Source organism: Curtobacterium sp. PhB78 (assembly GCF_003751685.1).
Classification (GTDB): domain Bacteria; phylum Actinomycetota; class Actinomycetes; order Actinomycetales; family Microbacteriaceae; genus Curtobacterium.
In genome coordinates this window covers 66,296-80,451 of the sequence record NZ_RKIA01000008.1, presented here as the reverse complement: position 1 = coordinate 80,451, position 14,156 = coordinate 66,296, and the positions used below count along the sequence as shown (strand labels likewise).

The following is a 14,156-nucleotide window of genomic DNA, read 5'->3' as shown; positions in this document are numbered from 1 at the left end:
GGGTGTCACGCCCGCCGCATCGTGTCCCGGGGGTACTCGCCGTGGCGTTCGAGGTAGGCGGCCGAGAACCGACCAGCGTGGGCGAACCCCCACTGCCGGGCGACGTCGGCGATGCTCGTCCCCGCCGGGTCGGCGTGCACGAGCTCGTCGCGCACCCGGTCGAGACGGACCCCGCGCAGGTAGCCGTTCGGGCTCACCCCGAGCTGCCGCTGGAACGCCTGCTGCAGTGCACGCAGGCTCAGGGAGGCCACCTCGGCCAGGTCGGTGCTCGTGATCGGCAGGTGGGCGTGCTCGTGCACGTACTCGACGGCCCGGCGGATGTGCGCGTTGCGCGGGAGCAGCAGTTCGTCCGGCAACGTGGCCGAGACGACCGGGTACAGCTCGAGCAGCGCCAGCGCCCCCAGCCGACCCATCTCGGCCTGCAGCAGCGGTGAGACCTGCCGGTCGAGCACCGTGTGCGAGATGAGCTTGACCGTGTTCCGCCACATCGTCACCGCCCGGTCGTCGGGTTGCACGGTGTGGTCGAGCTGCACGCCGCCCGACGCCGCACCGCGCTCGCCGGCGACCTCCTCGAGCGATGCCCGGTTGATCTGGACGAGACGCTGGTCGTAGTCCTGGTACGTGAACGCGGCGCCGTCCTGCGGCCACAGCTGCGGCCGGCCCACGGCGCTCACGAGGCGGTCGTCACCCTCGCCGATGAAGCCGGTACCCCTGGTGATCCACTGCACGACGAAGTCGTCCGACGGCGTCATGACGCCGTCGAGGTGCCCGTCGAACCGGATCGCGCGCAACGTCATCGTCGAGTCGCCGACAGCTGAGTACCGGAAGGTGAAGGGCTGCGCGGTCGTCTCGGCGCGCCACTCGGAGGCGTCGTACGCCCCGACCAGGAAGTCGCGTGCTTCGTCGACGTCGGCGGACCGGACGTCGTCCTGCACGCGAGCTCGTTCGTCTGTCATCGGTTCACCGAGAGCAGTGTGACCGAACGGACACGCGTCGTCCGTGTCGCTGTCCGAGAAGCGCTACCGACGATCGTCGTCGCGTGGACCGGATGCTCCTGGCGACGGGACGATGTCCGGATTTCGACCGCCGGGCCGCTCCCGACATCCGCGATCCGTCGAGTCGTCGGTCCTGGTGCACATCGACGACCCCGCTGCTCGTACGGTCGTCTCATCCGGCGGCAACGGGCCGCTCAGGAGAACACGAGGACGACATGACCGCCGTGACCGCAACCCCGGTCCACCCGATCAGCGCACCCAAGCAGGCATTCGAAGCGACGTCGGTGTCCGGCCGACGCAACCGCCACCGCGGCGGCTTCAGCGAACTGCGGGATGCCCAGCGACAGCGCACGCTGCAGATCGCCGCGGTGAGCACCGGCATCGTCTCGGTGAGCGTCCTCGCATCCGCCGCCGCCGTGCTCGGACTCTCCGCGTGATCCGCGAGGGATCGGCGGTCGAGGACGTCCGCACCCAAGCCATCGACATGACCGCACTCTTCGCAGAACAGGAACGCCACGATGCTTGACCAGAGCACGCTCGAGCAGCTCCGCAGCAACCCGGTCGAGTGGCGCCGACGGGGCTTGACCCCGCCCGCCGACCTCGACGAGATCGTCCAGGCCCGCCTCAGTGCGCACATGGGTCACACCGACCCGAGCTACGCGGACTTCTTCGCATCCTGACACCCCGCCGTCCGTCCACCGATCGATAGGGTGATCCACACTTCCCCATGACGCTCCTCACACTCACGCCCCCGGCCGTCGAGACGACCGCGCAGCGCACCGCATCCAAGGCCGCCGACGACCTCTTCACGGCACACGGCGTGATCCCGGTGCGCTTCGAGGACGTCGCCGCGCACGCGGGCATGAGCGTGGACGAGCTGACGGCGGCCTACCCGTCCAAGCAGGCGCTCGTGGTGGCGGTCCTGCGACGCTGGCACGGCGCGTGGCGTCGAGCCCTGGACCACATCGCCACCACCTCGGAGGATCCTCGCGACGAGATCCTCGGCATCTTCAGCTACCTCGAGGAGTGCTTCGCGGACGAGGGGTGGCGCGGCTGCGCGTTCATCAACGGACACGCCGAACTCGGACGGCAGGACCCGGAGATCGCCGCGCTCGCAGCCGAGCACTTCCGCGACGTCGAGAGCCACCTCACGTTGCTGTGCACCCGTGCGGACATGCCGGCGCACATCGCCGAGACCCTGTCGCTGCTGGTCGAGGGCGCCCGGGTGGAGTCAGCTGTGCAGGGCTCGGCGAAGCCGGCCCGGAGCGCGCGGCTCGGTGCGGCCATGATCATGTCGGTGTTCGAGGAGCGCACGACGTTCTGACCGGCGGCCGGACGTATGATCCGGGGAACCACTCGTCACCGAAGACGGAGACCGGAATGACGCGCACCGAGCCCACCACCGCCGCTCACCACGGCACCCCCAGACCGACCCGAGCCACCGCCTCGGTCGCCGCGATCCTGGCCGAGTCCGCCGCGCGGTACCCGGACGACGTCGCCGTGATCGTCGGCGACCACCGCACGACCTACGCCGAGCTGTGGTCCGAGACCCTGGCGTACGCCGGAGCGCTCCGGGCCCGCGGCGTCACCGAGGGATCGCGCGTGGCGATGCTCGTGCCGAACGTCGCGGACTTCGCTCGCGTCTACTACGCCACCCTCGCACTCGGCGCCGTCGTCGTCCCCGTCCACGCGCTGCTCAAGCGGCGCGAGATCGAGTACCTGCTGCAGGACAGCGGCGCCATGCTGCTCGTCTGCGCCGCTCCGCTGCTCGCCGAGGGAGCGGCCGGCGCCGAGCTCGCCGGCGTCGACGTCATCACCGTGCTCGCACCGGCCGACCACGACGACCACGACGGCCACGACGGCCCGGACCGCCTCGAGGCCCTGGCCGCGGCAGCCGAACCCCTCGACACCTACGTCCCCCGCGACCCCTTCGACACCGCGACGATCCTGTACACGAGCGGGACCACCGGCAAGCCGAAGGGTGCAGAGGGCTCGCACTTCGCCCTGCTCGAACAGGTCAACACGAACCTGATGAGCACCTTCGACATGCACCGCGGCGACGTCCTGCTCGGGGCGCTCCCGCTGTTCCACACGTTCGGTCAGACCTGCACGATGAACACCGGGTTCCGCGCGGGCGCCACCATCGTGATGCTCCCGAAGTTCGACGGCGACGCAGCCCTGTCGGCGATGGTCGAGCACGGCTGCGAGATCTTCATGGGGGTGCCGACGATGTACATGGCACTGCTCGACGCCGCGACCCGCAACGACGCCCGCCCGGACCTGCGCTACGCGATCTCGGGCGGGGCGTCGTTGCCGTTGGCCGTCCTCGAGCGGTTCCAGACGGTGTTCGACGCGCCGATCCACGAGGGCTACGGCCTGACCGAGACGTCGCCCGTGGCCACCTTCAACCACGTCGGCCGCGCGCCGCGACCGGGGACGATCGGGACGCCCGTGTGGGGTGTCGACGTCGAGATCGCCGACCCGGCCACGCCGGACGCGATCGTGCTGCTGCCGCACGGCGAGATCGGCGAGCTCGTCATCCGCGGGCACAACCTGATGAACGGGTACCTGGACCGGCCGGAGGACACCGACGCGGCGATCGTCGACGGGTGGTTCCGCACCGGCGACCTCGGCACGAAGGACGACGACGGGTTCCTGACGATCGTCGACCGCACGAAGGACATGATCATCCGCAACGGCTACAACGTGTACCCGCGGCAGGTCGAAGAGGTGCTGGCGACGCACCCGGACGTCACCATGGCGGCGGTCTTCGGCGTCCCGCACGAGCTGCACGGCCAGGAGATCGAGGCCGCCGTGGTGCTCCGCGCCGGTGCGACCGTCAGCCCGGACGAGCTCGTCCGCTTCGTGTCCGACGAGATCGCGGCGTACAAGTTCCCGCGGGTCGTGCACGTGGTCGACGCCCTGCCCCTCGGACCGAGCGGCAAGGTCCTGAAGCGGACGCTGGTCGAGCAGTTCAGCACACCGGTCGACGCGACGACTGCTCCGGCCTGACACACTCGGAGCGTGATCACCAGGCCGCGTTCCGTCCTCCTCGCCGCCGCCTTGACCGCGGGCCTCGTCCTGACCGGCTGCACGGGCCCCGCGACCGCCGAGTCCGGCACCCCCGACTGGTTCGACGTCACGGGCTTCCAGCCAGAGGGGGCGGACCCCGCGCTGATCGACGTCAACGCATCGGCGATGGACGTCGTCGGCGTCGACGGGCTGCTGCTGAGCCGGACCGGCACGCGCGTCAGCACCCCGTCCCGCGAGGCGAGGACGCAACGCAACCGGGCGCACGCCAGCGGGCTCGAGGCGCAGCTGCTCGTCAGCAACTACGCCGACGGCGACTTCAGCGAGCCGATCGCCCGGAGGATGCTCCGGTCCCCCGCCAACCGGTCCCACGTCGTCCGCGCGCTCGCGACCGACGTGCGATCCGGCGGGTGGGACTCGGTCATGATCGACCTCGAGGCGTTGACCGCGGCCGACACGGCGGGGTTGACGGCCTTCGCGCGGGAGCTCCGTGCGGCGGTCGGCGACGACGTCCGGCTCGACATCGCCCTGTCGGCTTCGACGACCGCGGCCGGGTACGCGCGGATGGGGTACGACATCCGGGCACTCCGCGCTCCGCTGGACCACCTCACACTGATGGCCTACGACCAGCACGGCCCGTGGGAGCCGGACGCACCGGGGCCGGTCGGGTCGTTGCCCTGGGCGTCGAAGTCCGCCAGGGCGCTCGCCACCCTCGCGCCCGCCGACCAGATCGTGCTCGGCGTCGCCGGGTACGGCTACCACTGGAAGGGGCCGCGACCGGCGGGGCAGCTGTCCGACGACCAGGCCCGTCGTCGCGTCCGGAAGGCCGGCGTCACCCCGACCTGGAACGCCACAGAAGGCGAGTGGACGGCGGCCCTGCCCAGCGGCGAGGTGCTCTGGTGGTCCGACGCGCGGTCGCTGCGCGAGCGCGTGGCCCTCGCCGAGCGGCTCGGCCTGACCGGGGTCGCCGTCTGGTCCCTGGACCTGTCCGACACGCTGGACACGGTGCACTGACGGCGACCGACGAGCGGACGGGAGGCCCGATGCGGGCCCGCCACGGGCCTCCCGTCCGCCGCCGCACGACGCAACTGCCGTGGCGGGCTTGACAGCGTCGGCTAATGGTCTTAGCTTTTAGCTAACACACTTAGCCATGGAGGCAGTCATGCTCGAACACCTGCGCACCGACGAAGGCACCATCGCGTACGACGTCAGCGGCGACGGACCGCTCGTCGTCCTCGCACACGGCATGGGCGACAGCCGGCACGCCTACCGGTTCCTGGTCCCCGAACTCGTCGCCGCCGGCTACCGGGTGGCGAACGTCGACATCCGCGGGTGTGGCGACTCGAGCACGGGATGGGCGTCGTACCAGCGCGCCGACATCGCTCGCGACCTGATCGCCGTCGTCCGGCACCTCGGCGGCCCCGCGGTCATCGTCGGGCAGTCGATCAGCGGCGGGGCGGCCACCATCGCCGCCGCCGATGCCCCCGACGTCGTCACCGGCATCGTCGAGCTGGCACCGTTCACGCGGAAGCAGTCGTTCGACCTCGGCGGCCTGCTCCGGAACCGCCACCACCGCGCCGGCACGTTCCAGCTCGCCAAGGTGATGACGACCGGGAGCCTGGCCGGCTGGCTGGCCTACCTGGACCTCGCCGTGCCGACGAAGCCGACCGACTGGACCGAGGAACTGGGCCGCATCGAGTCGACGCTGCAGCAGCCGGAACGGATGGCGGTGCTGCGCGCGATGACGAAGACCTCGCCCGCCGACGCCGGTGCACGGCTGGCGGACGTGCGGTGCCCCGTCCTGGTGATCGAGGGCAGCGCCGACCCGGACTGGGCCGTCCCGCGTGCCGAGGGCGAGCGGGTCCTGGCCGACCTGCCCGACGGACTCGGCGAGCTGGCCGTCATCGACGGTGCCGGCCACTACCCGCACACCGAGGCCCCGACCGAGGTCCTCACGCTCGTGCTCCCCTTCCTCGGCCGCACGCTCGCGCCGGTCGGTGGCCACCGTGGCTAGGGCAGGACTCGACCCCGCCGCCGTCACCACCGCCGCGGCGGGGCTGGCCGACGAGATCGGGCTCGCACGGCTGAGCATGAGCGTCGTCGCCGAACGGCTCGGCGTGAAGTCGCCGTCGCTGTACAAGCACGTCGACGGACTCACCGACCTGACCCGCCGGATCGCGATCCTCGCCGCGAACGAACTCGGCGACGACCTGCGCGACGCGATGCAGGGGCTCGCCGGGCGCGACGCCGTCGAGGCGGCCGCGCAGACCGTCCGCCGGTACGTGCAGCGGCACCCCGGCCGGTACGAGGCGACGGTCGGGATCCGTCCCACCGGGCCGGACGACCCGTTGGCCGTGGCCCTGGAGCGCACCCTCGCCTCGTTCGCAGCGGCGCTGCGCGGCTACGGGCTCGACCCCGCCGACGAGGTGCACGCGCTCCGCCTGCTGCGCAGTGTCCTGCACGGCTTCGCGACCGTCGAGACGTCCGGTGGGTTCCAGATGCGCACCGACGTCGACGCGAGCTTCGAGTGGGTCATCGCGTTCCTCGACCGGGGGTTCCGCGCGACGACCGCCCCCAGTCATGGTCACGATCCGGACTCCCCGTCGGTCTGAAGCGGTCCCAGGCCCTACGATCCGAGGACGCCTGAGCTTTCTCGGCTGATCCACACGATCCGGCACCCGACCGGACACGATCCAGGGGGACCCGTGCGCCACAGCGCCTCCACCGTCCGACGCGCCTGCGCCGTCGGCACCACCGCAGCCCTCGTCGCGCTGACCACGGGCCTCGGCCTCGTGACCGCGACGGCCGCCCACGCCGAGCCGGCGAGCGACCCGGCGGCATCGACCGCGACGTCCGCTCCCGCGGCGACCGACGTCCCGGCGCCGGCCGCTTCGCCGACGGCGGACCCGTCCGAGCCGGCCGCTGCGGAGCCGTCCGCCCCGACGTCCGCGACGCCGTCGCCCGATGCTGCGCCGACGACCACCGAGCCGTCGAGCGACGCCTCGACGCCCACGGCGTCCGAACCGGACCCCACAGCCGCCGCCGATCCCTCCGCCGCAGTGCCCACCGCCACGCCGTCACCGACCTCGGCGCCGACCGCGCAGCAGGCCGTCGACCCCGCCGTCACCATCACCGGCGACACGGAGGTCGGCGCCGTGCTCACCGCCGTCCCCGTCGGCTTCGACGAGGACGGGGCATTCCGGTACGTCTGGACCCAGGCCGGTTCCACCACGGTCCTGGCGACGAGCGGCTCGTACACGATCGATGCGGCGCAGGCCGGGGAACGGGTGTCGGTCCAGGTCACCGGTGCCCTGCCCGACGGATCGACGGCGACCGTGACGGCGACCTCGGCCCCCGTCACGCAGGACCCGGTGTTCGTCGACGCCGCGGACACGCCGATCGCCGAAGGGGCAGACGCCGGGGACCCGCTCGCCCTCGAGACGACCGCTGGCGACCCGTTCTCGTACACCTTCCGAGCGCAGGGCTCCCCCGCCCCGACGTACGCGCTCGCCTGGTACGACGGCGACGACGACGGCGACGTCGTCATGACGAAGTCACAGGCAGCGGCGCTCTCCGCGGGCACCTCCGGCGGCTCCGGTGACTCCGGCTGGACGATCGGGTTCGGGTTCCAACCGGACGACACGGACGAGGAGTTCGGTCCGGACCTCCAGCTGCCCGACGGCATCACCTTCGACGCCGCCACCGGTGAGCTGAGCGGCACCGCCACGACGGCGTCCTGGTACCAGTTCGCGATCACGGCCACGAGCGGTACCGAGTCGGTCACGCAGTACGTCGAGCTGACCGTCGACCCCGCTGCCGCGTTCGGCGTCCAGGTCTTCACCCTCGACGCGGCGTCGATCGACGCGCCGAAGAAGACGATGTGGATCATCGGCACGGACGGCACCGTCCTGACCGTGAAGCTCACCATCGACGAGGACGGCTCCTTCGGAGGTCTCGACGTCGTGGACGGTGGACGTCCGACGGTCGCGCAAGGCGGAACACTCGTCGTCTCCGGCAACCTGGTCGACCGCTTCGGGAACCCGATCGACCCCGCCGACGCGGACGGCAACCCCGTCTGGACGCCGATCGTCACCTCGGACGTCGCCAGTGACGTGATCGCGCCCTACACCGAGTTCGACGCCGAGAGCGCTGTCGGCGTCACCTTCCCGCACGCCTCGACGCACACCCTGACCGTCGGCGGCGAGGGGCTGCAGAGCACCTCGTTCTCGGTCGACGTGCGCCCCACCGTGCCGACGGTGTCGACCGAACCGACGGTCGCCGTCGGGGGGACGACCCCGACCACGGGGCAGCTCGCCTACACCGGTTCGGACGCCACCGGCGCCCTGCCGTGGGCGGTCGGCCTCGTCCTGGTCGGCGCCGGCCTGATCGGCGCACGCGCAGTGCGCCGTCGTCGCGCCGCGCTCTGATCCGACACCCCTGAGGGACGGGAGGCTCGGTGCCAGCTGGCACCGAGCCTCCCGTCCGGAGATCCATGCTCTCGACCCTGCTCATCGAAGTGCCGTGGCTCGCGTTCGGCGTGCTGATCGCGGTCATCGTCGTCGCGCCCGTCGTGGGCGTCTGGCTGGCGCGCCTGCCGCGGCTCACCGCCGTGCTGTTCGGCCTCGCGGTGGTCGTGACGCTCGCGCTCACCCTGTCCCCCGACGGCGCTCCCCGGTCCGACGTCACCTGCAACGTCGGGCTGCCGTACCTGGCGCCGACCGCGGTCGAGTCGACGGCCAACGTGCTGTTGTTCGTGCCGGGCGCGTTCCTGGCCGGGGTGCGGTGGCGGCGCCCGGTCGTCGCAGCCGTCGGCGCCAGCGCGTTCTCCGTCCTCATCGAGGTCGTCCAGGCGGTCGTCCCCGTGATCGGTCGGGCGTGCGACACGAGCGACTGGATCACGAACACCATCGGCGCCGTGGTCGGTGGGGCACTCGCCGCCGTCGTCGTGCTGTGGGCACGTCGGCGCGTGGCGCGGGTCACCTGACCCGGGCGAGGGATCAGTCTCGAGGCACGGCGCACCGCGTCGGCACCGTCAGCGCCGACGTCCTTCCCACATCGACGCGACGGTCGCCAGGAGCGCGTCGAGTCCGACGTCGCCCCGCACCGATTCGACCATCTGCGCGACACTCGCGACGACTGCATCGGACACTGCCTGCGTCTCACGGACCGTGGTCCCGCGCCCGCGGCCGGTGGCGATCAAGCCGTCTGCCTCGAGCTGCTGGTAGGCCCGCGCGACCGTCCCCGGGGCGACGCGGAGGTCGCCGGCGAGCTGTCTGATCGACGGGAGCCGCTCGTGGGCCGTGAGCTCACCGGACCGGATCGCGTCGGCCAGCTGCTTGCGGACCTGCTCGAACGGTGGCGTCGGGTCATCGGCGCTGAGGGTGATCACGCGGCGACCGCCCCCGTCGCGATCAGGCGGGCTGCCGTCACGGCTCGGACGACCGCCGCGACGGCCGTGACGACGCCCGCGAACGCGACGACGACTCCAGCCAGGACCACGACCATCCCCAGCCGCGCCACCACCGTTGCGGCCCCTCCGGCCAGACCGGAGTCGAGGTGCAGCGCGTTCATCAACGGCAGACCGGCCGCCGAGAGGAAGACCGCCGCGGTCAGGAGTGCAGCGGCAGTCCCGACCAGTGCGACGACCTGCCCCGCACGCTGGCGCAGCGCTCCGTCCGCTGCATCGAGATCCGGCCACGCCGCGGCCGGGGTCACTGCGATCCGCCAGAGCGACGCCCACACCCCGGCCGAGAGCAGCGCCATGCCGAGGAGCGCCGGAAGGCCGAAGTACCAGCCGGGGAAGAGGTACGGCCCGTCGCCGGCCGGGCACTGCATCGGGAACACGCTCGTGCACAGCCACCGCCCGTCCGGCGCGGGAGCCGATCCGAGCCCCGCAACCAGGACGATGCCGACGGCACATCCGACCGCCCACCAGAGACGCCGCCACTGCTGCGGAAGCAGGGCGCTCCGTGCGGACCGCACCTGCAACGACGCGGAGCGGTGCGCCGTCGCGCCGTCGATCGCGACGGCGGGGATCGCGGCGAAGACGAGGAGTGCGACGCCTGCGCCGGCGCTGGGCCCCACGAAGAACGACACGCCCTGCAGCGCTCGCGCGTTCGTTCCCGCGACCGCACAGACGACGAACACGGCCAAGCCGACGACGAGGCTCAGGACCACCCGGACCAGGAGTGCCCGCTGTGCCACCACCACCGCTGCGCCTCGTTCGCTCGACACGGACCGACGGAGCCGGAGCCATCCGGCCAGCCCACCGACGGCGAGTGCTGCGACCAGCACTCCCGCGAATCCCACGACGTACTCCATGACCCCTCCAATGTACTGTCCAGAAGGTACAAGCCGGAGTGTACGTGTGTCAACAGCTCGGTACAAGTCCTTCCGGGCCCTCAGCTGTCGGCATCACCCGGTGAGGCGATCTGCACCCGGGCAGGCAGGCCGCTCACGGCCGCGCGCCAGCTCCACGCCGCCCCGGCGAACACCAGCACCGTCATCACCCAGAGCAGCCACGGCACATCGGTGTCGAGCAGTCCGAGACCGAGCGGGAAGAGCGCCATCCCGATCGAGCTCGCGGTCTGGAAGACGCCGATCGCACGACCCCGCACGCGCGGGTGCGGGGCCTCGGCCATGACGGCGTTGGCGGCTGGCAGCGCGATCATGTCCGCCGCTGCGAGCAGTACCCCAACGACGGCGACGTAGGACCAGGCCGCGGCACCGTCCAGCGGCGGGAGGACGATGAGCGGAAGCGCGGTCAGCGCAGTGAGCAGGGCGCCGACCGCGACCAACGTGCCGCGCCGGAGCCCGACGACCCACCGCGTGACCGAGGTCTGGAAGACGGCACAGAGCGCGGTGGCGATGGCGAACTGCACGGGGGCCACCGCCGGCGGCATGTGCCAATGCTGGACGAACAGCACACTGAGGGCGACGTTCGGGAGGACCATCGCCGGACCGATGAGGAACTGCCCGAGGGTGATGAGCCGCATCGAGCGGTCCGCGAAGAACTCCCGGATCGTGCCGGACGACTCGTCCGCACCGCGTGGCGGCTGCGGGTGACGTGCCCGTTCGCCGGGTCGCTGCGTGGCGAAGACGATCGCCGCCGCGACACTCGTGACCACGTTCGCGAGGATGAGCCAGCGGAGGCCGTCCTGCCCCTGCGCGAGTGTGACCGCCGCGAGGATCGCCCCTGAACCGAGGGCTGCCGCCTTGATCGCTTCGAGGAACGCGAACCACCGTTCGAACGGTCGCCCGTCCGCGAGGTCGTGGACGTAGGCAGTCCACGACGTCCAGTACAGGCGCTCGGACGCGTTGGCGAGGAAGATCGCGACGAACACCAAGACCGGGTCGTGCGCGATCAGGTAGACCGCGAAGCCCGCGGCGGACATCAGGTTGTTGACGATCATCGACACCTTCGCGCCGAGGCGATCAGTCACGACCCCGCCCAGGAGACCGATCGGCAGCGCGACGAGGGACGCCGCCGTCGACAGCAGACCGATGACCGCGAGCGGTAGGTCAGTGGTGAGGGTGAAGTAGACGATCGTCAGCGGCAGCGTCAGGCCGGCGCCGACAGTGTCGATGAGCACCGCGAACGTGACGAAGCGGTGTTCGGAGAGTGCTGAGCGTGCAGCCCGGAGTCGGGCAGAGGCGAAGAACACGAAGGATCCCAGGAGTCATCGCGACGCAGAGCCGTCGCGGGCGTGCAGAAGGATCGCGAGCGGGTCGCTCGCGATGCGATTGCCTGCGCGGGTGCGCTGGCTCAGTTCTGCGTTGCCATGACTCCGGTGTGATGGTCGGACGTTCGCCGTCCGATCAGGCTAGCCCTTCGCGCCCTCCACCGCGATGTGGATGGCCTGCTGCATACGGACCGCGACCTTCTTCGACATCGCGACCGTCGGGTGGACACCGTCGTACGTACGGCTCGACGGCCATCCACCGTTCAGCTGCCGGTCCGCCGCCCACGGGTCGACGAACAGGTAGCCGTGGGTGAGTGCGTAGTTCTGCAGGTCACGGTTGAGGATCTCGCCCTGCTTGCGACGGTCGATGCGCTTCTTGCCGTACTTCGTGATGTTCGACGGAGCGATCGCGGCGATGACGACGTGCCGGGCGCCGATCTTCGTCACGATCTTGCCGATGTTCTGCTGGATGCTCTTGCTGCTGTAGGCGTACCGGAGGTCGTTCGTGCCGGCCATCACGACCAGGACGTCAGCGTCCTTCGCCGACGACCGGGTCAGGATCCGCGGCGTCGTGGCACCGCCGATGGCCGTGCCGCCGATGTTCGTGAGCGACTTGTCGTTCATCTGCCGCATCCACGAGCCGTCCATCGCGGTCAGCGAGTCCCCCGCGTAGGTGACCGAGATCGTCGACGGCGTGGGCTTCGGAGTCGCGCTGGGCTTCGGAGTCGCCGTGGGCTTCGGAGTCGCCGTGGGTTTCGGGGATGCCGTCGGCGCCGCGGGCGTGGACGGCGTGACGGGAACCGGGGTCGAGGCGGTCGGCTCGGAGGTCGGGGCCGGCACATCCGTCGCGGTCGGCGTGGCGGTCGGCGTCGCGATCGGTGCTTCCACAGCGGTTGCGGTGTTCGGGATCGCGGCGAGCAATGCTCCGGCGATGACGACGACCGAGGTGGTGGCGGCGATGAAGGGCAGGCGGGAAGGGCGCGGGGAGTGCGGCAACGTGAGCTTTCGTCTAGGTACGATCCCCTTCACCTTATTGGAAGCGAGGACATGTCATCATCCCCAACGCGGGGGGTGGATCACGATCCACATCGGCTAGGGTTGTCACGAGCCAACATTCACTGCGGAAGGCGTGCCATGCCCCTCAACGATGAAGCCCCGGGTCGCGTGCTCGCACCGGGCCAGACCTGCCGGATCCGGATCTGGCACCGAGCCGACCGCAGCGTGACCACCGTGCACGAGTCCGCCGAGCGGCTCTACGAAGCGCCGAACTGGACCACCGACGGCCGTCTCGTGCTGAACGGCGACGGGGTCCTCTGGACGATGCCGGCCGACGGCGCCGCAGCTCCGGAGCACGTCGCGATCGAGGGCGTCCCGCCCCTGAACAACGACCACGTGCTCGATCCCGACGGCGTCACCGTGCACGTCAGCGCGAACGACTTCCACATCTGGAGTGCCCCGCTCGCCGGCGGCGCAGCGACCCGGGTCACCGCGGACGACGGCGGTCTGCACTTCCTGCACGGCGTCAGCCCCGACGGCTCCGAGCTCGCCTACGTCCGGCTCGACCCGTCCGGTGACGCCGTCTGGTCCTCGGGCACGATCCGGGTGATGGGCGTCGACGGCAGCTCGGACCGCGCCGTGACGACGGACCCCTCCGCGGCCGACGGCCCGGAGTGGACGCCGGACGGCGCGTGGATCCTGTTCAACACCGAGCAGTTCGAGTCCGCACCGGGGCACGCGCAGATCGCCCGGGTCCGACCGGACGGCACCGGGATCGAGCAGCTCACGGTCGACGAGCACGTCAACTGGTTCCCGCACCCCGCCCCGACCGACGACGCCGCCGTCTACCTGTCGTTCCCGCCCGGCACCGAGGGGCACCCGGCCGACGAGCGCGTGCGGTTGCGCCTCGTCACCGGTGACGGATCCGTCAGCGCCTGGGGACCCGAGGTCTGGCAGGCAGCCGAGACCATCGTCGAGCTCGACGGCGGGCAGGGCACCCTCAACGTCAACGGGTGGGCTCCCGACGGGTCCGCCTTCGCCTTCGTCGACTACCCCACCGGAGACCCCGCATGATCGTCCACACCGTCTGCTTCACGCTCGTCCACGCCGCCGGCTCCCCGCACGAGGCAGCGTTCCTCGAGACCGCCCGCGACACCCTGCCGGCGATCCCCGGCGTGCAGGACTTCACGGTGTCCCGCCAGGTGTCCACGCAGAGCGACTTCCGGTTCCAGTTCTCGATGGCGTTCGCCGACCAGGACACCTACTCGGCGTACGACGCACACCCCGCGCACCAGCGCTTCGTCGCCACCCGCTGGGCGGACGAGGTCGCATCGTTCCAGGAGTTCGACTTCGTGCCGCTGCCCGCCTGAGCGGGTGCGGGTCGCGAACGCGACCAGGTGACGGACGGGAGGCTCGGTGCCAGCTGGAACCGGGCCTCCCGTCCGTCACGCGG

17 protein-coding genes are annotated in these 14,156 nt (G+C 71.4%); 12 read left to right on the top strand and 5 right to left on the bottom strand.

Features of this window, described 5'->3' with window-relative positions:
• Positions 1-5: 5 nt before the first annotated feature.
• Complete coding sequence (locus EDF53_RS17260) at positions 6-956, bottom strand: helix-turn-helix domain-containing protein (RefSeq protein WP_111084859.1); 951 nt, start codon at positions 954-956, stop codon at positions 6-8.
• Positions 957-1,210: 254 nt separating this feature from the next.
• On the opposite strand from EDF53_RS17260, the gene EDF53_RS17255 reads away from it, so the two are divergent.
• The 9 genes from EDF53_RS17255 to EDF53_RS17220 all read left to right on the top strand — a co-directional run bounded on the left by EDF53_RS17255 (position 1,211) and on the right by EDF53_RS17220 (position 9,009).
• Positions 1,211-1,432, top strand: coding sequence for a hypothetical protein (locus EDF53_RS17255; RefSeq protein ID WP_123294696.1), 222 nt, complete (start codon positions 1,211-1,213; stop codon positions 1,430-1,432).
• Positions 1,433-1,513: 81 nt separating this feature from the next.
• On the top strand, positions 1,514-1,675 hold the full coding sequence (locus tag EDF53_RS19465) for a hypothetical protein (RefSeq protein ID WP_185021096.1): 162 nt from the start codon (positions 1,514-1,516) through the stop codon (positions 1,673-1,675).
• 47 nt (positions 1,676-1,722) lie between these two features.
• Positions 1,723-2,319 (top strand): TetR/AcrR family transcriptional regulator, encoded by a 597-nt coding sequence (locus tag EDF53_RS17250; protein ID WP_123294695.1) that lies wholly within the window; start codon positions 1,723-1,725, stop codon positions 2,317-2,319.
• 56 nt (positions 2,320-2,375) lie between these two features.
• Positions 2,376-4,007, top strand: coding sequence for a long-chain fatty acid--CoA ligase (locus EDF53_RS17245; RefSeq protein ID WP_123294694.1), 1,632 nt, complete (start codon positions 2,376-2,378; stop codon positions 4,005-4,007).
• Positions 4,008-4,019: 12 nt separating this feature from the next.
• Positions 4,020-5,039, top strand: coding sequence for a glycosyl hydrolase family 18 protein (locus tag EDF53_RS17240; RefSeq protein WP_123294693.1), 1,020 nt, complete (start codon positions 4,020-4,022; stop codon positions 5,037-5,039).
• Between the two features lie 148 nt (positions 5,040-5,187).
• A complete protein-coding gene (locus tag EDF53_RS17235) occupies positions 5,188-6,039 on the top strand; it encodes an alpha/beta fold hydrolase (protein WP_123294761.1) in 852 nt (283 codons plus the stop codon).
• Positions 6,032-6,637 (top strand): TetR/AcrR family transcriptional regulator, encoded by a 606-nt coding sequence (locus tag EDF53_RS17230; protein ID WP_123294760.1) that lies wholly within the window; start codon positions 6,032-6,034, stop codon positions 6,635-6,637. Before EDF53_RS17235 ends, EDF53_RS17230 begins: the two co-directional genes overlap by 8 nt.
• A gap of 93 nt (positions 6,638-6,730) precedes the next feature.
• The gene (locus EDF53_RS17225) at positions 6,731-8,452 is read left to right on the top strand and encodes a putative Ig domain-containing protein (RefSeq protein ID WP_123294692.1); all 1,722 of its coding nucleotides are present in this window, start codon (positions 6,731-6,733) and stop codon (positions 8,450-8,452) included.
• 65 nt (positions 8,453-8,517) lie between these two features.
• Complete coding sequence (locus EDF53_RS17220; RefSeq protein ID WP_123294691.1) at positions 8,518-9,009, top strand: VanZ family protein; 492 nt, start codon at positions 8,518-8,520, stop codon at positions 9,007-9,009.
• Between the two features lie 48 nt (positions 9,010-9,057).
• Here the strand turns inward: EDF53_RS17220 and EDF53_RS19745 are convergent, their stop codons facing one another.
• From EDF53_RS19745 to EDF53_RS17205, 4 genes are all read right to left on the bottom strand, one after another.
• Complete coding sequence (locus EDF53_RS19745; protein ID WP_243649836.1) at positions 9,058-9,414, bottom strand: GntR family transcriptional regulator; 357 nt, start codon at positions 9,412-9,414, stop codon at positions 9,058-9,060.
• Complete coding sequence (locus EDF53_RS19740; protein WP_248704272.1) at positions 9,411-10,346, bottom strand: hypothetical protein; 936 nt, start codon at positions 10,344-10,346, stop codon at positions 9,411-9,413. Before EDF53_RS19740 ends, EDF53_RS19745 begins: the two co-directional genes overlap by 4 nt.
• A gap of 80 nt (positions 10,347-10,426) precedes the next feature.
• Positions 10,427-11,689, bottom strand: a complete 1,263-nt coding sequence (locus tag EDF53_RS17210) for an MFS transporter (protein WP_185021095.1) — start codon at positions 11,687-11,689, stop codon at positions 10,427-10,429.
• Between the two features lie 159 nt (positions 11,690-11,848).
• The gene (locus EDF53_RS17205; RefSeq protein ID WP_260216058.1) at positions 11,849-12,364 is read right to left on the bottom strand and encodes an SGNH/GDSL hydrolase family protein; all 516 of its coding nucleotides are present in this window, start codon (positions 12,362-12,364) and stop codon (positions 11,849-11,851) included.
• A gap of 16 nt (positions 12,365-12,380) precedes the next feature.
• Between EDF53_RS17205 and EDF53_RS17200 the strand changes: the two genes are divergently transcribed.
• From EDF53_RS17200 to EDF53_RS17190, 3 genes are read left to right on the top strand one after another with little or no spacing between them, the layout of a single operon-like run.
• The gene (locus tag EDF53_RS17200; protein WP_123294688.1) at positions 12,381-12,803 is read left to right on the top strand and encodes a hypothetical protein; all 423 of its coding nucleotides are present in this window, start codon (positions 12,381-12,383) and stop codon (positions 12,801-12,803) included.
• Between the two features lie 38 nt (positions 12,804-12,841).
• Entirely contained in the window at positions 12,842-13,777 is a 936-nt protein-coding gene (locus EDF53_RS17195) for a hypothetical protein (RefSeq protein WP_123294687.1), read from the top strand.
• The gene (locus EDF53_RS17190) at positions 13,774-14,073 is read left to right on the top strand and encodes a Dabb family protein (RefSeq protein WP_123294686.1); all 300 of its coding nucleotides are present in this window, start codon (positions 13,774-13,776) and stop codon (positions 14,071-14,073) included. Before EDF53_RS17195 ends, EDF53_RS17190 begins: the two co-directional genes overlap by 4 nt.
• Positions 14,074-14,156: the final 83 nt, after the last annotated feature.

Bases quoted from the DNA above. Each gene is read 5' to 3' on its own strand.
- EDF53_RS17260 (WP_111084859.1), bottom strand. From the start codon at position 956: ATGACAGACGAACGAGCTCGCGTGCAGGACGACGTCCGGTCCGCCGAC.
- EDF53_RS17255 (WP_123294696.1), top strand. From the start codon at position 1,211: ATGACCGCCGTGACCGCAACCCCGGTCCACCCGATCAGCGCACCCAAG.
- EDF53_RS19465 (WP_185021096.1), top strand. From the start codon at position 1,514: ATGCTTGACCAGAGCACGCTCGAGCAGCTCCGCAGCAACCCGGTCGAG.
- EDF53_RS17250 (WP_123294695.1), top strand. From the start codon at position 1,723: ATGACGCTCCTCACACTCACGCCCCCGGCCGTCGAGACGACCGCGCAG.
- EDF53_RS17245 (WP_123294694.1), top strand. From the start codon at position 2,376: ATGACGCGCACCGAGCCCACCACCGCCGCTCACCACGGCACCCCCAGA.
- EDF53_RS17235 (WP_123294761.1), top strand. From the start codon at position 5,188: ATGCTCGAACACCTGCGCACCGACGAAGGCACCATCGCGTACGACGTC.
- EDF53_RS17220 (WP_123294691.1), top strand. From the start codon at position 8,518: ATGCTCTCGACCCTGCTCATCGAAGTGCCGTGGCTCGCGTTCGGCGTG.
- EDF53_RS19740 (WP_248704272.1), bottom strand. From the start codon at position 10,346: ATGGAGTACGTCGTGGGATTCGCGGGAGTGCTGGTCGCAGCACTCGCC.
- EDF53_RS17195 (WP_123294687.1), top strand. From the start codon at position 12,842: ATGCCCCTCAACGATGAAGCCCCGGGTCGCGTGCTCGCACCGGGCCAG.
- EDF53_RS17190 (WP_123294686.1), top strand. From the start codon at position 13,774: ATGATCGTCCACACCGTCTGCTTCACGCTCGTCCACGCCGCCGGCTCC.